At 59.9% G+C, this 20284-nt stretch carries 21 protein-coding genes and 2 pseudogenes; 11 read left to right on the top strand and 12 right to left on the bottom strand.

Annotated features, from left to right (window positions below; all coding sequences use genetic code 11):
• Positions 1-105: 105 nt before the first annotated feature.
• Positions 106-411, top strand: a complete 306-nt coding sequence (locus K9857_RS22725) for a PepSY domain-containing protein (RefSeq protein ID WP_175379541.1) — start codon at positions 106-108, stop codon at positions 409-411.
• Positions 412-631: 220 nt separating this feature from the next.
• Here K9857_RS22725 and K9857_RS22720 read toward each other — a convergent pair whose 3' ends face one another.
• Positions 632-1078 carry a hypothetical protein gene (locus K9857_RS22720; protein WP_224539523.1) on the bottom strand — a complete coding sequence of 149 codons (447 nt, stop codon included), beginning with the start codon at positions 1076-1078 and terminating at the stop codon, positions 632-634.
• Between the two features lie 198 nt (positions 1079-1276).
• On the opposite strand from K9857_RS22720, the gene K9857_RS22715 reads away from it, so the two are divergent.
• Both K9857_RS22715 and K9857_RS22710 read left to right on the top strand, forming a co-directional pair.
• A complete protein-coding gene (locus K9857_RS22715) occupies positions 1277-2299 on the top strand; it encodes a transporter (protein WP_224539521.1) in 1023 nt (340 codons plus the stop codon).
• A gap of 345 nt (positions 2300-2644) precedes the next feature.
• A complete protein-coding gene (locus K9857_RS22710) occupies positions 2645-4258 on the top strand; it encodes an inorganic phosphate transporter (RefSeq protein WP_224539519.1) in 1614 nt (537 codons plus the stop codon).
• 112 nt (positions 4259-4370) lie between these two features.
• Here K9857_RS22710 and K9857_RS22705 read toward each other — a convergent pair whose 3' ends face one another.
• The gene (locus K9857_RS22705) at positions 4371-4793 is read right to left on the bottom strand and encodes a multidrug/biocide efflux PACE transporter (RefSeq protein ID WP_224539516.1); all 423 of its coding nucleotides are present in this window, start codon (positions 4791-4793) and stop codon (positions 4371-4373) included.
• An 89-nt stretch (positions 4794-4882) separates the two neighbouring features.
• Here K9857_RS22705 and K9857_RS22700 point away from each other — a divergent pair, with 89 nt between their 5' ends.
• On the top strand, positions 4883-5737 hold the full coding sequence (locus K9857_RS22700; protein WP_224539513.1) for a LysR family transcriptional regulator: 855 nt from the start codon (positions 4883-4885) through the stop codon (positions 5735-5737).
• Positions 5738-5995: 258 nt separating this feature from the next.
• On the opposite strand, the gene K9857_RS22695 is transcribed toward K9857_RS22700, so the two are convergent.
• Genes K9857_RS22695 through K9857_RS22685 form a run of 3 tightly spaced genes read right to left on the bottom strand, consistent with a single transcriptional unit; the run spans position 5996 to position 8027 of the window.
• Positions 5996-7228: an RNA polymerase sigma factor gene (locus K9857_RS22695; RefSeq protein WP_224539524.1), complete on the bottom strand. Its 1233-nt coding sequence runs from the start codon at positions 7226-7228 to the stop codon at positions 5996-5998.
• Position 7229: 1 nt separating this feature from the next.
• Positions 7230-7574 (bottom strand): YciI family protein, encoded by a 345-nt coding sequence (locus tag K9857_RS22690; RefSeq protein WP_175380547.1) that lies wholly within the window; start codon positions 7572-7574, stop codon positions 7230-7232.
• A 27-nt stretch (positions 7575-7601) separates the two neighbouring features.
• Entirely contained in the window at positions 7602-8027 is a 426-nt protein-coding gene (locus K9857_RS22685) for a YybH family protein (RefSeq protein ID WP_224539511.1), read from the bottom strand.
• 140 nt (positions 8028-8167) lie between these two features.
• Between K9857_RS22685 and K9857_RS22680 the strand changes: the two genes are divergently transcribed.
• Positions 8168-8653 carry a GNAT family N-acetyltransferase gene (locus K9857_RS22680; protein WP_224539508.1) on the top strand — a complete coding sequence of 162 codons (486 nt, stop codon included), beginning with the start codon at positions 8168-8170 and terminating at the stop codon, positions 8651-8653.
• A gap of 136 nt (positions 8654-8789) precedes the next feature.
• Here the strand turns inward: K9857_RS22680 and K9857_RS22675 are convergent, their stop codons facing one another.
• The 3 genes from K9857_RS22675 to K9857_RS22665 form a co-directional block, all read right to left on the bottom strand.
• On the bottom strand, positions 8790-9278 hold the full coding sequence (locus K9857_RS22675) for a GNAT family N-acetyltransferase (protein ID WP_224539505.1): 489 nt from the start codon (positions 9276-9278) through the stop codon (positions 8790-8792).
• 95 nt (positions 9279-9373) lie between these two features.
• Positions 9374-9859, bottom strand: a complete 486-nt coding sequence (locus K9857_RS22670) for a GyrI-like domain-containing protein (protein WP_224539504.1) — start codon at positions 9857-9859, stop codon at positions 9374-9376.
• 67 nt (positions 9860-9926) lie between these two features.
• On the bottom strand, positions 9927-10589 hold the full coding sequence (locus K9857_RS22665) for a LysE family translocator (protein WP_224539502.1): 663 nt from the start codon (positions 10587-10589) through the stop codon (positions 9927-9929).
• 138 nt (positions 10590-10727) lie between these two features.
• On the opposite strand from K9857_RS22665, the gene alaC reads away from it, so the two are divergent.
• A complete protein-coding gene (gene alaC, locus K9857_RS22660; protein ID WP_224539500.1) occupies positions 10728-11939 on the top strand; it encodes an alanine transaminase in 1212 nt (403 codons plus the stop codon).
• Between the two features lie 180 nt (positions 11940-12119).
• Here the strand turns inward: alaC and K9857_RS22655 are convergent, their stop codons facing one another.
• Positions 12120-13472, bottom strand: a complete 1353-nt coding sequence (locus tag K9857_RS22655) for a GntP family permease (protein ID WP_224539497.1) — start codon at positions 13470-13472, stop codon at positions 12120-12122.
• An 82-nt stretch (positions 13473-13554) separates the two neighbouring features.
• Complete coding sequence (locus K9857_RS22650; RefSeq protein WP_224539494.1) at positions 13555-14088, bottom strand: gluconokinase; 534 nt, start codon at positions 14086-14088, stop codon at positions 13555-13557.
• 215 nt (positions 14089-14303) lie between these two features.
• Between K9857_RS22650 and K9857_RS22645 the strand changes: the two genes are divergently transcribed.
• From K9857_RS22645 to K9857_RS22635, 3 genes are all read left to right on the top strand, one after another.
• Positions 14304-15335: a LacI family DNA-binding transcriptional regulator gene (locus tag K9857_RS22645; RefSeq protein ID WP_224539492.1), complete on the top strand. Its 1032-nt coding sequence runs from the start codon at positions 14304-14306 to the stop codon at positions 15333-15335.
• 57 nt (positions 15336-15392) lie between these two features.
• The gene (locus K9857_RS22640; protein WP_224539490.1) at positions 15393-16031 is read left to right on the top strand and encodes a glutathione S-transferase family protein; all 639 of its coding nucleotides are present in this window, start codon (positions 15393-15395) and stop codon (positions 16029-16031) included.
• Between the two features lie 158 nt (positions 16032-16189).
• Positions 16190-16750 carry a hypothetical protein gene (locus tag K9857_RS22635; RefSeq protein WP_224539488.1) on the top strand — a complete coding sequence of 187 codons (561 nt, stop codon included), beginning with the start codon at positions 16190-16192 and terminating at the stop codon, positions 16748-16750.
• A 184-nt stretch (positions 16751-16934) separates the two neighbouring features.
• Here the strand turns inward: K9857_RS22635 and K9857_RS30630 are convergent.
• A pseudogene (locus tag K9857_RS30630) lies at positions 16935-17351 on the bottom strand (methyl-accepting chemotaxis protein); the annotation flags it as partial.
• Positions 17352-17483: 132 nt separating this feature from the next.
• A pseudogene (locus K9857_RS30625) lies at positions 17484-18254 on the bottom strand (PAS domain-containing protein); the annotation flags it as partial.
• 575 nt (positions 18255-18829) lie between these two features.
• Here K9857_RS30625 and K9857_RS22625 point away from each other — a divergent pair.
• Positions 18830-19267 carry a GNAT family N-acetyltransferase gene (locus K9857_RS22625; RefSeq protein ID WP_224539485.1) on the top strand — a complete coding sequence of 146 codons (438 nt, stop codon included), beginning with the start codon at positions 18830-18832 and terminating at the stop codon, positions 19265-19267.
• A gap of 61 nt (positions 19268-19328) precedes the next feature.
• The gene (locus K9857_RS22620; protein WP_224539483.1) at positions 19329-20147 is read left to right on the top strand and encodes a class I SAM-dependent methyltransferase; all 819 of its coding nucleotides are present in this window, start codon (positions 19329-19331) and stop codon (positions 20145-20147) included.
• Positions 20148-20284 lie beyond the last annotated feature (137 nt).

Below are 20284 nucleotides of genomic sequence, written 5' to 3'. Positions count from 1 at the left end.
GCTCGGCTCCTACAGGGTATAGGGGACGGTGTGGATTTAAGGGTGGATTAAGTTACGCGAGCTAATCTGATCTCACTTAAACAGCTCACCCAAGGAAAGACCATCATGAAGACTTTGACCGCCCTGTTCGCCGCTGCAACCCTGACCCTCGGCGCCGGTTTCGCCCAGGCCGCCGACGTGCCTGTCGACCAGATCCCTCAACTGGTCAAGGCCGGCACGATCAAGCCGTTGGAAGAGTTGAACCAGATCATCATGAAACTGCACCCGAACTCGACCATCACCGACAGCGACCTGGACAAGCACACCGATCGCTATGAGTACGAAACCGAACTCACCGATGCACAAGGCGTTAAATGGGAAGTGGAACTGAACGCTGCCACCGGTGAAGTCCTGAAAAATAAAAAGGACTGACACGATCCCTTGTAGCAGCTGGCGAAGCCTGCGTCTGGCTGCGAAGCAGTCGTAAAATCAGCGAATGCGGTGTGTCAGGTAGACCTCGCATACCGGTTTTACGACTGCTGCGCAGCCGGACGCAGGCTTCGCCAGCTGCTACAAAAAGCGTGTTCATCGACGCGTAAAAAAGCCGCACGAGTTTGAAATCGTGCGGCTTTTTTTGCGTCTGAAAAACCAATCAGGCCGTGGTGCTGACCATCGATCCCGACGTGCTGGAACCGGTGTCCTGCAATGCCTGCAACAACGCCGCCGCAGCGCTCTGTAACGACGCGGCAGTGGCCGAGATCTGCGATTGTATCGCCGCGACTTCAGCGGTCTTGGCCGACTCAACTTCGCGCTTGGCCTGGGCCGCTTGCAGTTGCTGCTGTTGTTCCTGCATCTGCTTCTGCAGCTCGGCGATCTGCTTGCGCAGCTCTTTCACCGCATCGGATTCTTCGCTGCTGCTGGAGCGGCTGTCACCGGATGCCGGCGCACCGCCTGCCGGGGCAGCCTTGGTGCTGTCGGTGGAGGCACCGGAAGTAGCAGCGGCTGTAGCGGTGGTGTCTTCGGTATCGGTGCTGCTGGCGACGCTGGTCGATGTGCTCAACGTCGATTGAGGGATAGTGATGTTGGTGATGCTGACCATAGTGGTGCTCCGCGATGGGTTCAGGTTCACCGGATCATCGACACGCGCGGCGCGCATTTGAGATCGACTGTGTACCGACTCGGCCTCAACCCCGATACAAACCTGCTCCCTGCCACAATCGTCACAAAACCTTCAAATAGCCTTGCGATGATTCGGCTTACGTGAACCTGCGACAGGCACCCTCCCTTGCGAGCCCTCATGAACCACAGCCTCGATCAAATTCATTGCGATCCGGATCTGTTCGGCCTGTTGTACGGTTTCAGTTTTCGCCCCGGTGAACGTGGACGGGAAGTCGATTCGGCCGAGGCCTTGCGGTGCTTGCGACAGCCTGAGGACAGCGAAGACTTCCTCTGGCTGCACCTGAATCTGGCCCACGCCGCGTGCGAGCGCTGGATGAAGAGCCATCTGGAGTTGCCTGACGAGTTTTTCGAAGCCCTGCATGAAGGTTCGCGCTCGACGCGGATCGAGCATGTGGATTCGGCACTGCTGGCGGTGGTCAACGATGTGGTGTTCAACCTCAGCAGCATGGTCTCGTCGGATGTGTCGACGCTGTGGGTGTGCGTGCGCAGCAAGCTGATCATCAGCGCGCGCCTGCAACCGCTGCACTCGGTGGACAAATTGCGTTCGTCGGTGAAGGCCGGCGAGCACTTTCGCTCGCCGCTGGAATTGCTCGTGCACCTGCTGCGCGACCAGGGCGAAGTGCTGACTCAGATCGTGCGCAAGACCAGCCTGAGTGTCGATCAGGTGGAGGACGAATTGCTGTCTTCGCGTCTGTCGACCAATCGCGCCGAGCTTGGCGCCAACCGGCGGGTGCTGGTGCGATTGCAACGCCTGCTGGCGTTGGAGCCGGGCTCGCTGCTGCGCCTGCTCAATCGCCCGCCGCCGTGGCTGCAAAAGGACGACGTCAAGGAACTGCGTAAATCCACCGAAGAGTTTGCCCTGATCATCAACGACCTGACGGCGTTGGGTGAGCGGATCAAATTGCTTCAGGAAGAAATCGCCGCCAACGTGAACGAGCAAAGTAACCGCACCCTGTTCACCCTGACGGTAGTCACGGTGCTGGCGCTGCCGATCAACATCATCGCCGGTTTTTTCGGGATGAATGTGGGCGGGGTGCCGCTTTCGCAGGATCCGGAAGGGTTCTGGATTCTGGTGGCGCTGGTGGCGACCTTTACGGTGCTGGCGGGGCGTTGGGCGTTTCGGAAGTGGCAGGATTACTGAGCGCTCTCGAATGACCTGCGCGATCTATTGTGGTGATGGGCTTTTGTGGTGAGGGGGTTTACCCCCGTTGGGCTGCGAAGCGGCCCCAAACCCTGCAATCCCATTTTTCCTGGCACACCGCAATTACCGGTTTTGCGACTGCTACGCAGCCGAACGGGGATAAATCCCCTCACCACAAAAGCCCTCTCACCACAAAATCCAGTCAACACAGGATGTTGCGTAATTCCCTCCGAATTCGGACCAACGGAATGTCAATAAAACGTGAAGGCCTGACCCAGAGCAGCCTCCTTGTAACATTTTGCAATGAACATGACAGGCACCCTTCCCTCCTCAGGAATGCCCGGTATGGCTACGCCCTCTTTCTCCGCTGCACCAGCGCCCGCCACTGGCGGTAAACCGCAGTTTGATAAAAAACCCGGCCTGCTCACCTTCGTGATCTTCTTCGCGGTACTGGCCATGGGGCTGTTGTTTACCGCCTATAGCCTGATGAACGACATGAACGAGTTCGGCACGGTGGTGACCACCTGGACGCCGTTCCTGCTGCTCGGTGTGGCGCTGCTGATCGCCCTGGGCTTCGAGTTCGTCAACGGCTTCCACGACACCGCCAACGCGGTGGCCACGGTGATCTACACCCACTCGCTGCCGCCGAATTTCGCGGTGGTCTGGTCCGGCTTCTTCAACTTCCTCGGCGTGCTGCTGTCCAGCGGCGCGGTGGCGTTCGGCATCATCGCCCTGCTGCCGGTGGAGCTGATCCTGCAAGTCGGTTCGTCCGCCGGTTTCGCGATGATCTTCGCCCTGCTGATCGCCGCGATCATGTGGAACCTCGGCACCTGGTGGCTGGGCCTGCCAGCCTCGTCTTCGCACACCCTGATCGGCTCGATCATCGGCGTGGGCGTGGCCAACGCACTGATGCACGGACGCGACGGCACCAGCGGCGTGGACTGGGCCCAGGCGATCAAGATCGGTTACGCGCTGCTGCTCTCGCCGCTGGTCGGTTTCGGCTGCGCCACGCTGTTACTGCTGGCCCTGCGCGCCTTCGTCAAGAACCGTGCGCTGTACAAGGAGCCGCAAGGCAACACGCCACCACCCTTGTGGATTCGCGGTCTGCTGATCGCGACCTGCACCGGCGTGTCCTTCGCCCACGGCTCCAACGATGGCCAGAAAGGCATGGGCCTGATCATGTTGATCCTGGTCGGCACGCTGCCGATGGCCTACGCGCTGAACCGCACCATGCCCGCAGACCAGGCCTTGCAGTTCGCCGCCGTGGCGGAAGTGACCCAGCAGGCGCTGGTGAAAAGCGCCCCGCTGCCGGCCCCGGCCGATCCGCGTCCGGTACTGTCCGAATACGTGCGCACCAAGGAAGCTACGCCGCAATTGGTGCCCGCGCTGGCGACGCTGGCCGGCAGCATCGGTGCCGAGGTGAAGAGCTACGGTTCGCTGTCCAAAGTGCCGGTCGAAGCCGTGGGCAACGTGCGTAACGACATGTACCTGACCAGCGAAACCATTCGCCTGATGGACAAGAACAAGGTCGGCAATTTCGACCCGGATACCACCGGCAAGCTGCAGCTGTTCAAGCAGCAGATCGACAACTCCACCCGGTTCATTCCGTTGTGGGTGAAGATCGCCGTGGCCATCGCCCTCGGGCTTGGCACCATGGTTGGCTGGAAGCGCATCGTGGTGACGGTGGGTGAAAAGATCGGCAAGACTCACCTGACTTATGCGCAGGGTGCTTCGGCGGAAACGGTGGCGATGCTGACCATTGGTGCGGCCGACATGTTCGGCCTGCCGGTCTCGACGACCCATGTGCTGTCGTCGGGTGTGGCGGGGACGATGGTTGCCAATGGTGGTGGGTTGCAGATGAAGACCATCCGCAATCTGTTGATGGCGTGGGTGCTGACCTTGCCGGCTGCGATTCTGTTGTCGGGTAGCCTGTACTGGTTGTTCACCAAGCTCTTCTAAGCAACACATTTCCTTTGTAGGAGCGAGGCTTGCCCGCGAAGACGGCTGAACAGTCAACATGGATGTTGAATGTAACGGCCTCTTCGCGGGCAAGCCTCGCTCCTACAGGGGTTTACGCGCTGATCATACGAGCCCGCATCACGTCGTACGCCAAGTGGTAGATGTAGGTGTACGGCAGGAAAAACAGCAACACACCGATATCCAGCAAGAACGCCTGCCACAGGCTGATATTCAGCCACCACGCGATCAGCGGCACGCCCAGTGCCACCAGGCCTCCCTCGAACAGCAGCGCATGCACCACCCGCGTCCAGGCGTTGTGGGTGATGGAAAAGCGCTTGAGCACACGATCGAAGTAGCCGTTGAACACGACGTTCCACCCGAGGGCCAGTGCGGCCATGGCGATGGTCACCACGCCCATGTCGAGCATCGGTTTGTCCATGATCCACGCCAGCAACGGGGTACAAATCAGGATCGCGAGCAGTTCGAAACCGATAGCCTGGAAAATACGTTCAGTGATGGATTTGTTGGCAGTCATGACCGACTCCCTCATGTGGGTGTGGTTGCTATGGTCCGACATCACGTCGATACTTCATAACCAATAACCATCGATCAAGGCGATAGTTCATGGCTTCTCAGGAAGTGTTGCAGGCGTTCGTCCAGGCGGCGACACAGGGCTCGTTTTCCGCGGCGGCGCGCAAATTGGGCCGCAGTCAGTCCACGGTCAGCGCGGCGGTGGCGAGCCTTGAGATCGATCTGAATCTGATTCTGTTCGACCGCAGCAGCCGTAAACCCACCCTCACTCCGGCCGGGCACGTGATGCTGCAACGGGCCGAGGAGATCCTCGCAGCTACCAGCCGCCTGGAAATGACTGCCAGCCAGTTGTCGCAAGGGGTCGAGGCGAAGCTGACGGTGGCGTTGTCCGATACCTATCAGTCAGATCGCTTTGAGGCGGCGCTGAGTGCGTTCGAGCAGCGTTATCCGGATCTGGAGCTGGAGTGTCTGATCGCCGAATGCGATGACTTGGTGGCATTGGTGCAGAGCGGTCGGGCGAATGTCGCGTTTGCCGAGATGCAGGAGAGTTATCCGCCGGATCTGGTGAATTCAACGGTGGACGAACGCACGGAAATCGCCCTGTTCGTCTCGCCTGCGCATCCGTTGGCGACGACGGCCGATATCGATCAGGACGTGCTGCAACAGCACCGTGAGTTGCGACTGGCGACCATCGTCAATCCCTATGAAAGCCGCGCCAAGGGTCGGGTCTGGTCGGCACCGAGTTACCTGATGCTGCTGGAAATGGCCCAGGGCGGATTTGGTTGGGCGCCATTGCCGCGCTGGCTTGTGGAGCGGTTTGGGCCGGGGACGTTGCAGGAGCTTGAAGTGCGGGGATGGCCGAAGACGGTGTATGTGGATGCGCTGTGGTCGCGGCTCAATCCGCCGGGGCCTGCGGGGAGCTGGTTGTTGGGGAAGATGCTGGAGTGAAGGTCCTGCGGACCATCGCGGGCAAGCCCGCTCCCACAGTGATGGGTGGTGTTTACAAGTTTTTGTGAACGACTCAAAAACCTGTGGGAGCGGGCTTGCTCGCGAAGGCGGCGTGTCAGTCACCATCAATGTTGAAAGTGCCGGCCTCTTCGCGGGCAAGCCCGCTCCCACAGTGGTTCGGTGGTGTTTACAAGTTTTGCGAACGACTCAAAAACATGTGGGAGCGGGCTTGCCCGCGATGAGGGCTGTGAGATCGCCTCACTCCAACGCCCTAAGCCGAGCCTCGATAAACCGCCGCTCCGGCACTTGCTGGGTCAGCTCCAGCGCCCGCTCATACGCCGCCCGCGCCTGCTCAACCCTCCCCAACTGCCGACAAAATTCCGCCCGCGCCGAATGCGCCAGGTGGTAATCCTGCAGCTCACCGCGCTCCAATATCGCCTCGACCAATTCCAGCCCCGCCAACGGCCCATCGCGCCGGGACATGGCCGCCGCGCGGTTCAACTCGATCACCGGCGATGGCACGACCCGCAGCAGCACGTCATACAGCCCGACGATCTGCTCCCAATCCGTCTCATCCACCGACGGCGCTTCGGCATGCACGGCAGCAATCGCCGCTTGCAGACAATAGGGGCCAAACCGCCGAGTCCCCAGCGCCCGCTCCACCAGCGCGCAACCTTCGGCGATCATTTCACTGCCCCACAAACTGCGGTCCTGCTCATCAAGCAAAATCAGCTCACCACTGGCCGAAGTCCGCGCCACCCGTCGCGACTCGTGCAGCAACATCATCGCCAAAAGCCCCATGACCTCCGGCTCCGGCAATAACTCCATCAACAACCGCCCAAGGCGAATCGCCTCGCGGGTCAGGTCCTCACGGGTCACTTGCGCCCCACCGGACGCCGAATACCCCTCGTTGAACACCAGATAAATCACCCGCAGCACGCTATCGAGGCGCTCGGGCAATTCCGCCAGGGACGGCACCTGATAGGGGATTTTCGCGTCGCGGATTTTCGCCTTGGCGCGCACGATGCGCTGGGCGATGGTGGCCGGTGCCGAGAGAAAGGCCCGGGCGATTTCTTCCGTGGTCAGGTCGCACACTTCACGCAGGGTCAGCGGCACCTGAGCGTCCGCCGCCAGGGCCGGGTGACAACAGGTGAAGATCAGGCGCAGGCGATCGTCTTCCACGTCTTCGTCACTCCAGTCGGCCTGCTCCAGCTCTTCAAGCTGCGCGATCAGCATCGGGCGCGAGGCGGCGAAGCGCGCGCGTCGGCGCAGCACATCGATGGCCTTGAAGCGCCCGGTGGACACCAGCCAGGTGCGCGGATTGTCCGGCACGCCGTCCTTCTGCCAGCGCTCGACCGCGACGAAGAACGCCTCGTGCAAGGCTTCTTCGGCGAGGTCGAAATCACCGAGCAGGCGGATCAGGGTCGCCAGGATTCGCCGTGACTCCTGGCGATAGACCTGCTCGACCCGCGCCTGCACCGATGCCGGCATCTCAGACATTCAACTGCCGCACAGGACGCACTTCGACGCAGCCCACCCGGGCCGCCGGGATGTCGCCGGCCACCTGCAAGGCTTCGTTCAGATCCCGGGCATCGATCAGGTAGAAGCCGGCCAGTTGCTCCTTGGTTTCGGCAAACGGCCCGTCGGTGATCGACAGCTTGCCGTTGCGCATCCGCACGGTGGTGGCGGTCTGCACCGACTCCAGCGCCTCGGCGGCGACCATCCGGCCGCTGCCCTGAACCGACTCGGCGTAGGCCATGCACTCCTCGTCCTTGGGGCTTTCCGGCAGCGAATGCAGCAGGCGCTCATCGCTGTAGACCAGGCATAGATATTTCATCGCGCTCTCCTGAACCAAGTATTCAAATCAGGGCTGCAGATTGAACAACGCCGCGCCGCTTTCCATGTCGAACGGTGCCGACCAGTGTTCATGGACAATGCGCCATTGCCCTGCTTCACGGCGATAGCAGGCGCTCACGCGCATCCAGCAGGCCTGGGTTTCGCCCTGCTCGTTGGTGCCGCCGCAATGGGCCAGCCAGTAAGCGAAGGCGATGTGTTCGTCGGCCACGACCGTCATGTGGTCGAAATCGAACTTGTGCGGACCGGCGCACATTTCCATGCAGGCCTGCCAATGCGCGCGATAGGCCGCCTTGCCGCGAAATTGCAGGGCCTTGACCGCATCGAAGGAGACGATGTCATCGCCATAGAAGCTCATGATCCTGTCGACGTCCTTGGCCACGACGGCCTGGCGGAAAGTCTCGATCAGGGTTTCGATTTCTTGGGTTGCGCTCATGGTGGTTCTCCGTGGTTTTTGTTTTGAAGACACACTTAGTCGTCTGGCGATCCAGCGAATCGACAGATGAAATAAAAATAATCCAAAGCGGCGGAATCGCTAGAATCGAGGCTCATTCATGCAGGAAAAAGGACACTTCCATGACAGCTGAACTCGTGCCTTACGAAAGCCTGACGGCGTTGCAGCGCCAGCAGGTCGAGGCGATTGAGGTTCATCCGCAGCAGATCAAGTACTCCGGCGACATTCACGGTGCGCTGCACACCCTGCTGTCCCGGCCGGGCCCCGGCGTTAAAGGATTTGCCCTGCTGGCAAACGACATTCCCGTGGCTTTTCTGCTGCTCAAGCGACCGCCGGTGCTGCCGGCGTGGGCCAATGAACACAGCGCGACGCTGCATGCGCTTCAGGTCGATCAACGGGTTCAGGGCAAGGGTTACGGCAAGGCTTGTCTGCTGGCGCTGCCGGCCGCGGCGCGGGAGGCCTGGCCAGAAATTCAGGGGCTGGAGTTGTCGGTGGATGCGGACAATGAATCGGCGATTGGGTTGTATGCGAAGTATGGATTTGTCGACAGCGGCGAGGCGTACAAGGGGCGGATCGGGTATGAGCGGCGGATGGGGATGACCTTCTGAAATCCTCTGCTCTCTGTAGGAGCGAATTTATTCGCGATGGTCGTTAACGATGACGCGGGGAACCTGATTCCCCGCGGTGTTCTTGCGTGCATCGCGAATAAATTCGCTCCTACAGTGGAGAAGCATTGCGGTGGAATCAGAGGGTCAGCACCATCTCATGCCACGCCATGCCGCCATGGTCGGACGCCGATGGCTTGATGTAAGCAAACCCGAACCCGGCATACAACGGAATATGCCGCTCCTTGCACATCAGATGAATGGTCGCCTTGCCCATGCCCTTCATGCGCTCGATGAACTCCGCCATCAGCCGCTTCGCCAAGCCTTGCCCCTGAAAATCCGGGTGCACCACCACCGACATGATCACCACGTTCGGGCCCGCCGGGTCGTGGCCGATCAGCTCCTTGAATGCTTCGTCGGACATTTCCACCTGGAACGCCGCGCCGGAATTGATGAAACCGGCGACCACGCCGTCCACTTCAGCCACGATGAAACCTTCTGGCCAGGTGGCGATGCGGGTAGCGATTTTCTCCCGGGTCGCGGCTTCGTCACCTTCGTATTCAAGGGTTTCGATGGCGTAGCAGCGGTCCAGATCGGCGGGGGTGACGTTGCGGATGACGGTGTTCATGGCGGCTCGGAATCGGCGTGGGAAAGGCCGGGAATCATATCAGCCGCTGAACGACATCGAGAGACGAATCGCCAGACTCGCCTCTCGATGAAGGTTCAAGCGGTAATCGGCAGCCAGATTTCAATCGTGCCGGTGTTGAGTTGCGGGTTGAAATCCGCGCTGTAGCGCTCGAACTCCGGGCCCGATGAATGCTGGTAGCCGGATTGCGGCAGCCAGGTGCCATGGATGTACTGGAAAACCTGCGGCAATTTACTCAGCGGGCCTTTGTGCTCGAACACCGCGTATTGCTGGGGTGGAATCTCAACCCAGCGGTAGGTGTCCGGTAGGTCGTCGAGTTTGCTGATGCGTACCCCGGCGGTGTAATCGAAGCCACCCTGGCCGTCGAAATTGGAGCCGACACCATAGGTCTCATCGCCTGTCTGCCCTGGGACGTTGCCAATATGAGGCGCAAATTTTTCCCAGAGCGCGGGAATGTCCTTGACGGTCTGCTGGTTAAATCGTCCGCCTAATCCTGCGATCAGCTGAAAGTGACCATGTTCGATACGTGGTTCGGCCAGTTCGACGCGTGTTTGCTCATCCATGGCTCGACTCCTGAAGGGAAAAAGTGGGTTCGGCTGGGAGTATAGAGGCCAAACCCGATTCGCCAACTTACAGGGCGTGCAACTGCTCGACGGCGCCGGAACCGACGAACTCGTTGTAACCCGATAGGATCACGTAGACCGCGAAATAGCAGAAGATCGCTGCCGATGCCATGTAGGAATAGCGCAGCAGCTTGTCGCCCAGCAACTTGCCGCCGTGGCTTGCCGCAAAGCACAGGCCGGCGGACCACAGCAGCCCGGCGCAGAGGAAACCACCCAGGAACAATGCCGAACTCAGGGGGCCGCCACCGCCGGAACGGGCAATCAGAGTGCCGCCCACCGCGGCGAACCAGAGGATCGCGCTGGGCGACGACATGGCGAGGAAAATCCCGCGAAAGAACTCCTTACGATGGGAGTTGTTGCCGACCTCGGCGGTTTCGGCCAGCAGCGCCTCATGGTGGATCGCCGAATAAATCATCTTCGCCGCGAAATACACCAGCAGCGCCGAACCGCCGATCCACAACACCCAACGCACGGTTTCGTACTGCAGCAGAACGGTCATTCCGGCCAGCGCCAGCACCGCGTATATCAGATCGCCCACGCAAGTACCCAGGCCCAGAGCGAAGCCCTGAAAGTAGCCGCGTTGCATCGCCAGAGTGATCATCGCGATGTTGGCCACGCCAATGTCCAGGCACAGCGAAAGGCTCAGCAAGAAGCCGCTGGTGAATTCCATCAAACCCTATCCTTCGGAAAAATTTGTTTACATCGAGGCTGGACAGTCTGTCACAGCTGCCCGTACATTGCGCCACAGGTCACCGCAGTGACCAGCGTCGCTCGGACGGTTCCGGGCGCTTACGTTATCGAGGCAACAATGGCCGAACAAAGTTCGCCGCGCCGCTTTGCGCGCATAGATCGACTCCCCCCTTACGTTTTCAATATCACTGCCGAGCTGAAGATGGCCGCCCGTCGTCGTGGCGAAGACATCATCGACTTGAGCATGGGCAACCCCGACGGCGCCACCCCGCCGCATATCGTCGAAAAACTGGTCACCGTCGCCCAGCGCGAAGACACCCACGGCTACTCGACGTCCAAGGGCATCCCGCGCCTGCGCCGTGCGATTTCAAACTGGTACAAGCAACGCTACGAGGTCGACATCGACCCGGAAAGCGAAGCCATTGTCACCATCGGTTCCAAGGAAGGCCTGGCGCACCTGATGCTGGCGACCCTGGACCAGGGCGACACGGTGCTGGTGCCCAACCCGAGCTACCCGATCCACATCTACGGTGCCGTGATTGCCGGCGCCCAGGTGCGTTCGGTGCCGCTGGTGCCGGGCGTGGACTTCTTCGACGAACTGGAGCGGGCGATTCGCGGCTCGATCCCCAAGCCGAAGATGATGATCTTAGGCTTCCCGTCCAACCCTACCGCGCAATGCGTGGAGCTGGATTTCTTCGAACGGGTGATCGCCCTGGCCAAGCAGTACGACGTGCTGGTGGTGCATGACCTGGCCTATGCCGACATCGTCTACGACGGCTGGAAAGCCCCGTCGATCATGCAGGTGCCGGGCGCCAAGGACATCGCGGTGGAGTTCTTCACCCTGTCCAAGAGCTACAACATGGCCGGCTGGCGCATCGGTTTCATGGTCGGCAACCCGGAACTGGTCAACGCCCTGGCCCGGATCAAGAGCTACCACGACTACGGCACCTTCACCCCGCTGCAAGTCGCTGCGATTGCCGCGCTGGAAGGCGACCAACAATGCGTGCGCGACATCGCCGAGCAGTATCGGCAGCGACGCAACGTGCTGGTAAAGGGCCTGCATGAACTGGGCTGGATGGTCGAGAATCCCAAGGCGTCGATGTATGTCTGGGCAAAGATTCCCGAGGCTTATGCCCATATGGGTTCGCTGGAGTTCGCCAAGAAGCTGCTGGCCGAGGCCAAGGTCTGCGTCTCGCCGGGGGTGGGTTTTGGTGAGTATGGCGATGATCATGTGCGCTTTGCGCTGATCGAGAACCAGGACCGGATTCGCCAGGCTGTGCGGGGGATTCGCGGGATGTTCAGGGCGGATGGCCTAGCCAAAAACACTTAACCCTGTGGGAGCGAGCCTGCTCGCGATAGCGGTCTTTCTGTGACATTCACAGTGACTGATACACCGCAATCGCGAGCAGGCTCGCTCCCACAAAGCCCCCCCATAGGGTCCATGTTCTGACAATCGATCACCCACAAAAAAACCGCATCGCTGCGGTTTTTTTGTGCCTGCCGAATGCCCTTAAACGAACAACGACAACAACAGAATAAAGCCCAACCCCACCACCGACAGAATGGTCTCCATCGCGGTCCAGGTCTTGAAGGTTTCGGCCACGGTCATGTTGAAGTACTGCTTGACCAGCCAGAAACCGGCGTCGTTCACATGGGACAGGATCAGGGAACCGGCGCCGGTGGCCAGCACCAGCAGCTCGCGGTTGACCCCTGGAATCATCCCGACCACCGGCACCACGATGCCCGCGCCGGTGATGGTTGCCACGGTCGCCGAACCGGTAGCGATACGGATCACCGCCGCCACCAGCCATGCCAGCAGGATCGGCGAGATCTGCGCCGCCACCGCCATGTGGCCGATCACGTCGCCCACGCCGCTGGTCACCAGCATCTGCTTGAAGCCGCCGCCCGCACCGATGATCAGGATAATCGCGGCGGTTGGCGCCAGGCTCGCGTCCAGCCACTTGAGCATCTGCTGGGAACCGATGCCCTGCTTGTAGCCGAAGGTGTACAGCGACAGCAGCAATGCCAGCAACAGAGCCGAGATCGGGTGGCCGATCAGGTCCATGAAGGTACGGAAGAAGTTGCCGTCCGGCAGCACCACGTCAGCGAAGGTCTTGAGCAGCATCAGGAACACCGGCGACAGCACGGTGACCAGGGTGATGCCGAAGCTCGGCAGGTCGGCCGAATCCGATTCACGGGCCAGTTGATCCACCAGCTCCTGGTTCGGGTGACCGGGGATGTGCTTGGCAATGAAGGTACCGAAGATGGGACCGGCAATGATCGCCGTTGGCAGTGCCACGATCAGGCCGTACAGGATGGTCTTGCCGATGTCGGCACCGAATACGCCGATCGCCAGCAGCGGGCCCGGGTGCGGTGGCACCAGGCCGTGCACCGCCGACAGGCCGGCCAGCAGCGGGATACCGATCTTGATGATCGACACGCCGGTGCGCCGGGCAACGATGAACACCAGCGGGATCAGCAGCACGAAGCCGATTTCGAAGAACAGCGGAATGCCCACCAGGAACGCGGCGAACATCATGGCCCACTGGACCTTTTCCTTGCCGAAGGCACGGATCAGGGTCTGGGCGATCTGATCCGCCCCGCCCGACTCGGCCATCATTTTGCCGAGCATGGTGCCCAGCGCGAGGATGATGCCGACAAAACCGAGCACGCCGCCGAAGCCGTCCTGGAAGGCCTTGATGATGGTGCCGATCGGCATGCCGGAGGTCAGCCCGAGGAAGGCTGCGGCGATGATCAGGGCAATGAAGGGGTGAAACTTGAACTTGGTGATCAGGACGATAAGCCCGATCACCGTGACCACTGCATCGAGCAGCAGGAACGTCTCGTGGGACATGCCAAACATTAGGGGTGTCTCCTGGTTGTTGTTGTTATTAAAGCGGGTAATGCGTAAGCCATAAGGACAGCGCTATCTCGTGAAGCAAAAATTAACCGGCGCGTTTCAGGCCGTTCTCGAGCCACCATTGGTGGGCTTGAACCGCCAATTGATCGACGCTGTGGGTCGAGGCATCAAGGCCCAGGGTCAGCGGCTCGCCGATTGGCGATTCGAGAGTGGCGAACTGGCTGTCGATCAAGGTCGAAGGCATGAAATGGCCCGGACGATGGGACACGCGGTCGGCGGCCACTTCCGGAGTCAGCTCCAGGAAAACGAAGCCCAGGCCAGGCAAGGCGCTGCGCAGACGTTCGCGGTAAATGTGCTTGAGCGCCGAGCAGGTCAATACCGGGCGCTGGCCCAGGGAGTCGATGCGGCGCAGTTCATCGCACAGGCTGTCGAGCCAGCCGGCACGGTCTTCGTCGTTCAGGGGGATACCCGCGCTCATCTTTTCGATATTGGCGGCAGGGTGGAAAGAGTCGCCTTCAATGGCAGTGGCGCCGCTGAGCTGGCACAGGGCCTCGCTGACGCACGTCTTGCCGCAACCGGCAACGCCCATGATGACCAGGGCGGTGATGGGATGATTCATGTAACACCTCAGCGCGCAGACAGCGCTACCTTTGCCAGTTATGACACTAGACCAAAAGCAGAAGTTGCCGACGCCTTCTTGTCATTTTTGTGGGTTGCAGCATGTTCGTTCCCAATACCAAAAAGCGGAGGTCAGGCGAACCCCCACTTACGCATTTGCAGCTGCATCGAGACAGCGCTACCTTAGTGCCTTGAATTTTGTTTGGCAAGCCGTCGATGAACTCAACCAAGAACGATAAAAATACGCGCACCACTGGCCGCCCTACCCTCAACGAAGTCGCACGCCTGGCCGGCGTCAGCCCTATTACCGCGTCCCGCGCCTTGCGCGGCGTCAGCACGGTCGCCACCGAACTCGTGGAAAAAGTGCAGAGCGCGGCCCGCGAACTCAACTACGTGGTCAACTCCGCCGCCCGCGCCCTCGCCTCGGCCCAGAGCCATTCGGTGGTGGTTTTGGTGCCATCGCTGTCCAACCTGTTGTTCATCGACACCCTGGAAGCCATTCATCAGGTTCTGCGCCCCAAGGGCTTCGAAGTGCTGATCGGCAACTTCCACTATTCACGCGACGAAGAAGAGAACCTGCTGCGCAACTACATGGCGTATCAGCCTCGGGGCTTGCTGCTCACTGGCTTTGACCGAACCGAAAGCTCGCGGCGGATGATCGAAGGCAGCAACATTCCGTGCGTGTACATGATGGAGCTGGACAGTGCCGCCGGGCTCAATTGCGTGGGCTTTTCGCAACTGGCCGCCGGTGAGACGGCGGCCGGGCATCTGCTGTCTCGTGGTCGCAAACGCCTGGCCTATATCGGTGCGCAACTGGATCAGCGCACGTTGCTGCGCGGTGAAGGCTATCGTCGCGCGCTGCAGAAGGCCGGTCTGTATGACCCGGCCCTCGAAGTGCTGACGCCGCGTCCATCGTCGGTCGGTCTGGGTGGCGAGTTGTTCTTGCAGATGATCGCCAATCATCCGGATGTCGATGCGATCTTTTTCGGCAACGACGACCTGGCTCAGGGTGCGCTGCTAGAGGCTCTGCGCTGCGGGATCAAGGTTCCCGAGCAGGTGGCGATTCTCGGTTTCAACGATTTGCCTGCGTCGGCGCACATGGTTCCGCGGCTGAGCAGCATCAGTACGCCGCGTGAGGCCATCGGGCGTCGTGCGGCGGAGCAGATGTTGACGTTGATGGCCGGGAATACGGTGGCCAGGCCGGTGCAGGATATGGGGTTTGAGTTGAAGGTGCGGGAGAGTACCTGACTCCGCGACAACTCCTACACTTAAGAGCATGTACGCATTTGGCAACGGAGTTGTTTCATGGAACATGCACTGAAAATCCTCGGCAAAGCCTCGTCAATCAACGTGCGCAAGGTGCTGTGGACCTGCGAGGAGCTGGGCCTGAATTACGTACGCGAGGATTGGGGCAGTGGTTTTGCCTCGACCCACAGCCCGGAATTCCTGCGCTTCAACCCCAACGCCCAAGTGCCGGTGCTCATCGATGAGAACGGGGTGTTGTGGGAGTCCAATACCATCTGCCGCTATCTGGCCGGCAAGCACCATCATCACCACAATGAGTTGCTGCCCAGCGATCCGGCCGCCCGCGCCCGTGTCGAGCAGTGGATGGACTGGCAGGCCACCGATCTCAACAGCGCATGGAGCTACGCCTTCATGGCGCTGGTGCGCAAGGACCCGGAATTCCAGGATGCGCATCGCGTGGAGGTCAGCGTGCGGGGCTGGAACCAGAAAATGGGCATCCTCGAACATCAACTGGCGACGACCAAAGCCTATGTCGCCGGGGCGCGGTTTACCCTGGCCGACATCGTCATCGGCCTGTCGGTCAACCGCTGGCTGATGACGCCAATCGAGCGCCCCGACTACCCGGCCCTCGATGACTACTTCAAGCGCCTGGCACCCCAGCCCGGGTTTCTGAAACATTGCTGTAACGGCCTGCCTTGAAAGCCGCAAACCTTTGCCGTCCGTCGGCAAAGGTTTGCCTCTTCTATGATTGAATAGCCGCCTCATAATCTATAACCAACTGATTTTTATGGAATTTTTATTCCAGGCACAGTCCTTGCTGAAAGCTTGCACCGCAATCACTTACAAGGACTTTCATCATGTTGGTCAGTGCAAAACAAAACCTGGTCATGCCGCTTCCGAAACGTCCCGGCGAAGACCCCACCGCCGAAGCCGCCGCCGGTCTGCAAAGCGTCATGAGCCAGGCACTGCAGAACAGCGTGCAGGCGCAGAACACCCAGGCCACCACACAGGTTCAGGAGTCCGCCACCGGGCAAGCCACGCAGCAGGTCAGCGAGGCTACGCGCATCAGCGACAACGTTGATGAGGCGTTCGCCAAGACCCGCGTGAATCTGCAAGCCGTCAACGCGCCGCTGCCGGATGACGTCAAGGACCGGATCAAGGACGGCTCGGCCACTTCCGAGTTCAAGGAGTACATGAGCAAGACTCCAGAACAGCGCATCCGCGATGCGATCCTCGAGGAGATGGGTCTGACCCAGGAAGAAGTCGACAAGATGCCGCCTGAGAAGCAAAAGGCGATCGGTGAGGAAGTCGCCCAGCGCATGCAGGAAAAGGCAGAAATCGCCAAGCAGGAGAAAGAGCAGAATAGTGGCGACCAGAACAAGGCCCAGGTGGTGGACAAATTCCTCGCGTCTCTCTGATCACCCCGTTATACCTGCGGCAACAAAATACCTGTGGGAGCGTGGCTTGCCCGCGATGGTCGTCAACGATGACGCTGGATGCCTGACACCCCGCGTCATCGTTGGCCTCCATCGCGAGCAAGCTAGCTCCTACAGGGATCGTGCATGACCCGTAGGAGCGAGGCTTGCCCGCGAACCTTCAGGGTCAATTCAATTGCAACGTGGAATTGAACTGGCTGATCGCATCCACCACATGCCGTGAACCCTGCTGAATCTCCAGGATCACCTCCCCCGCCTCGTTCGCCAGCTCAACCCCAAGCCCCGTGCGGCTCAGGCTCGATTGCATGCTGGTCACCGCGCTCACCGACAAATCATGGTTCTTGCGCACCACATCGACGATCTCCAGCGTCGCCTGGCTCGTGCGGGCCGCCAGACTGCGCACTTCATCGGCCACCACCGCAAACCCTCGGCCATGCTCACCAGCGCGGGCAGCCTCGATGGCGGCGTTGAGCGCCAGCAGGTTGGTCTGGTCGGCGATGCCGCGGATGGTCTGCACGATGCTGCCGATGATCTCGGACTGTTTACTCACCGCATCAATGCTCAGCGCCGCCTCGTTCAGATCCTTGGAAATGTCCTGAATGATCTGCACCGTCTGCTGCACCACCTCCGAACCCTTGCGTGCGCAGACGTCGTTCTGCACCGAGGTGCTGTGGGCCGATTCGGCGGCGGTTTGCAGGGTGGTCATCTGGCGGGTGATGTCGCTGGCGAACTTCACCACTTTGTACAGCCGGCCCTTGGCATCGAACAGCGGGTTGTAGGACGCTTCCAGAAACACCGTATGCCCGTACTTGTCCTTGCGCTCGAAACGGTGCGAGTGATATTCGCCGCGATTGAGCGACGCCCAGAACGCCTTGTAGTTCGCCGACTCGGCTTCGGCCCGATGGCAGAACAGGCTGTGGTGCTGGCCGACCACTTCGTTGAGCGAGTAGTGCATGGTCTTGAGGAAGTTTTCGTTGGCCGTGATGACCTTGCCGTCCGGGGTGAATTCGATCACTGCCATGGAGCGCCCGATCGCCGCCAGCCGGCTTTCGTTTTCATGCTCCTTGTTGATTCTGTCAGTGACATCGGTGGCGACCTTGATCACGCTCTGCACCTGGCGATCCGGGCCATACACCGGCATGTAGCTGGCTTCGAGCCAGATTTCCCGACCGCTTTTGTGCAAACGCAAAAAGGTGCCGCCGGTCGCCTCGCCCCGCGCCAGATCACGCCACAACCTGGTGTACTCCTCGCTGCGGTAAAACGCCTCTTCACAGAAGACACGATGGTGCTTGCCCCGCACTTCGTCGGCGCTGTAACCCATGGTCTTGCAGAAGTTTTCGTTGGCATCGATCACGATGCCTTCGGGAGTGAACTCAATCATCGCCATCGACCGACTAATGGCCGCCAACTTGGCATTGGCTTCGGTCAACGCACAACTGAAGCGTTCAATTTCCAGCAAGTCAGCCTTGTTATGCAGATTAAACATGTTCGTATCACCCCAAGCGCGGTCGTTTTGATTAGTTGAAGTTCCGGTTCTTTTAATCCAGTACATCCAGCAACAGGCACACGCGCCCCTCCAGAGGAAGGGCATGGTCAGGTAATAAATGGTGTTTGATCGGAGGGTCCTTGAGTGGCGTCCTCATCAAGACATCCAGTTCTTGATAGCCCAAGAGCGGGCTGGTCCTAACGAATTCATAAGTAAATTCCATTTAACCTGCAGCTCCCTTTTCAGATGCGTCGGTGCCTTGGGTTGCGCACTCTTGCAATCATCAATCACGGTCTTTCGATGTAACCGACATCGTTAGTTACAGCCCAGCATAGCGCTCCCGCATGAGTGCGCAAGGCCATCAATAGGCCATTAATCTGCTAATTTCAGGACAAAATCGGCTCAGCGAATGGATCCAAAAATATAGGCGGATGAGTGATTGAGAATAGGAATGAAGACGGCGATTGCCATGGGGATGAAATCCAATCTCGAGTGAGGGAAGTTCAGGTACACACCTATCCCCAGACGCGCGTTGTTTTATAATCGCCCGCTTTGCACACCATCGACCAAGCCCCATGCACTCCACGTCCTACACCCTGCTTGAAGAGCCGCTCTGGCCCTTGATGAACAAGTTTTATCGTGCTCATCAATCATCGATGAAAGCCGTTCGCGACGCGCAACTGTGGGTTGCGCGTCGGGACGAAATCGTCGCGGCGCTGTGCTTGCGTCCTGTGTCGGGCGGGCATTGGCTGACCGGGTTGTTTGTCGATCCGGTCTGTCGGCAACAGGGTGTCGCCGCTGCCCTTATTGCTGAAGCGGTCAAGGATCTTGAGCTGCCGGTATGGCTGTTCTGCCATCCTGACCTGCGCGGTTTTTATGAGCGTCGCGGTTTTGGTTTCGATCCGCAGATGCCCTATGCGATGGTTGAGCGCTTGAGCCGTTACGCGCGCAGCAAGCCGATGATTGCCATGGGCTTAGAACCGTTGGTTAGATCCACTGACAATAATGTGTGATCGGTCCATGAGCGCTGCGTGCTAGCCTCGCGGTCGACTTCGACTTCGCTCAGGATGCCCCATGAAACCTGCTTTTCTGGCTTTGACGCTGACCACCCTGCTCTCCCCGTTTTTTGCCCATGCCGCCACTGCGCAAGTGTCCCCCGAACAATATGCCAAGGTATTGGCCGGCGATTGGCGCGCGCCTGAAAACGTCGCCCGCGACGGCTTTCGTCATCCGCAACAGAGCCTTGGGTTCTTTGGTCTGGGATCAGATCAGACGGTGATCGAAATCACCCCGGGCAACGGCTGGTACAGCGAATTGCTGGCGCCGTTGCTCAAGGATCATGGGCAGTACATCGCCGCAGTGCAGGCGCCGACGGTCAGCGACTACGCGCGCAAGAACGAAGAGAAGCTCAAGAGCAAGTTCGCCGCCACGCCCGCTCAATACGCCAAGGCACAGGTGCTGGAGTTCGATCCCAAAGCTCCAAACTTCGGCCAACCCGGCTCGGCGGACACCGTGCTGACCTTTCGCAACGTGCATAACTGGGTACTGGCCGATACCGCGCCGCTGATGTTCCAGGCCTTTTTCAAGGTGCTCAAACCCGGTGGTGTGCTGGGCGTAGTCGACCATCGTGCCAAGGATGGAGCCTCATTGGAGGACATCAAACACAGCGGCTACCTGACCACCGAGTACGTGGTGAAACTGGCCACCGATGCGGGATTCAAGCTTGAGGCCCAGAGTGAGATAAACGCCAATGCGAAGGACACCAAGGACTACCCCGAAGGCGTGTGGACATTGCCGCCGGCGTTGACCCTGGGCGAGAAGGATCGGGCAAAGTATGTGGCGATTGGCGAATCGGACCGGATGACGCTGCGGTTCGTGAAGCCTTTGAAGTGAACAATGATTAACTGTGGGAGCGAGCCTGCTCGCGAGGCGGGGTGTCAGACAACATCAATGTTGAACTGCAATCCTTTCGCGAGCAGGCTCGCTTGTATGGTAGGACTTGAAGGGAGGAGGAGGGACAAGGCTCGTTT

The organism is Pseudomonas sp. REP124 (genome assembly GCF_020164475.1).
GTDB lineage: Bacteria > Pseudomonadota > Gammaproteobacteria > Pseudomonadales > Pseudomonadaceae > Aquipseudomonas.
The sequence above is the reverse complement of the archived record's forward strand: the minus strand, read 5'-3'. Positions and strand labels throughout refer to the sequence as shown.

Bases quoted from the DNA above. Each gene is read 5' to 3' on its own strand.
- K9857_RS22635 (WP_224539488.1), top strand. From the start codon at position 16,190: ATGTTGGTCAGTGCAAAACAAAACCTGGTCATGCCGCTTCCGAAACGT.
- K9857_RS22685 (WP_224539511.1), bottom strand. From the start codon at position 8,027: ATGAGCGCAACCCAAGAAATCGAAACCCTGATCGAGACTTTCCGCCAG.
- K9857_RS22680 (WP_224539508.1), top strand. From the start codon at position 8,168: ATGACAGCTGAACTCGTGCCTTACGAAAGCCTGACGGCGTTGCAGCGC.
- K9857_RS22720 (WP_224539523.1), bottom strand. From the start codon at position 1,078: ATGGTCAGCATCACCAACATCACTATCCCTCAATCGACGTTGAGCACA.
- K9857_RS22715 (WP_224539521.1), top strand. From the start codon at position 1,277: ATGAACCACAGCCTCGATCAAATTCATTGCGATCCGGATCTGTTCGGC.
- K9857_RS22700 (WP_224539513.1), top strand. From the start codon at position 4,883: ATGGCTTCTCAGGAAGTGTTGCAGGCGTTCGTCCAGGCGGCGACACAG.
- K9857_RS22670 (WP_224539504.1), bottom strand. From the start codon at position 9,859: ATGGATGAGCAAACACGCGTCGAACTGGCCGAACCACGTATCGAACAT.
- K9857_RS22665 (WP_224539502.1), bottom strand. From the start codon at position 10,589: ATGGAATTCACCAGCGGCTTCTTGCTGAGCCTTTCGCTGTGCCTGGAC.
- K9857_RS22650 (WP_224539494.1), bottom strand. From the start codon at position 14,088: ATGAATCATCCCATCACCGCCCTGGTCATCATGGGCGTTGCCGGTTGC.
- K9857_RS22690 (WP_175380547.1), bottom strand. From the start codon at position 7,574: ATGAAATATCTATGCCTGGTCTACAGCGATGAGCGCCTGCTGCATTCG.
- K9857_RS22725 (WP_175379541.1), top strand. From the start codon at position 106: ATGAAGACTTTGACCGCCCTGTTCGCCGCTGCAACCCTGACCCTCGGC.
- K9857_RS22640 (WP_224539490.1), top strand. From the start codon at position 15,393: ATGGAACATGCACTGAAAATCCTCGGCAAAGCCTCGTCAATCAACGTG.
- K9857_RS22620 (WP_224539483.1), top strand. From the start codon at position 19,329: ATGAAACCTGCTTTTCTGGCTTTGACGCTGACCACCCTGCTCTCCCCG.
- K9857_RS22625 (WP_224539485.1), top strand. From the start codon at position 18,830: ATGCACTCCACGTCCTACACCCTGCTTGAAGAGCCGCTCTGGCCCTTG.
- K9857_RS22710 (WP_224539519.1), top strand. From the start codon at position 2,645: ATGGCTACGCCCTCTTTCTCCGCTGCACCAGCGCCCGCCACTGGCGGT.
- K9857_RS22705 (WP_224539516.1), bottom strand. From the start codon at position 4,793: ATGACTGCCAACAAATCCATCACTGAACGTATTTTCCAGGCTATCGGT.
- K9857_RS22675 (WP_224539505.1), bottom strand. From the start codon at position 9,278: ATGAACACCGTCATCCGCAACGTCACCCCCGCCGATCTGGACCGCTGC.
- K9857_RS22645 (WP_224539492.1), top strand. From the start codon at position 14,304: ATGAACTCAACCAAGAACGATAAAAATACGCGCACCACTGGCCGCCCT.
- K9857_RS22655 (WP_224539497.1), bottom strand. From the start codon at position 13,472: ATGTTTGGCATGTCCCACGAGACGTTCCTGCTGCTCGATGCAGTGGTC.
- alaC (WP_224539500.1), top strand. From the start codon at position 10,728: ATGGCCGAACAAAGTTCGCCGCGCCGCTTTGCGCGCATAGATCGACTC.
- K9857_RS22695 (WP_224539524.1), bottom strand. From the start codon at position 7,228: ATGCCGGCATCGGTGCAGGCGCGGGTCGAGCAGGTCTATCGCCAGGAG.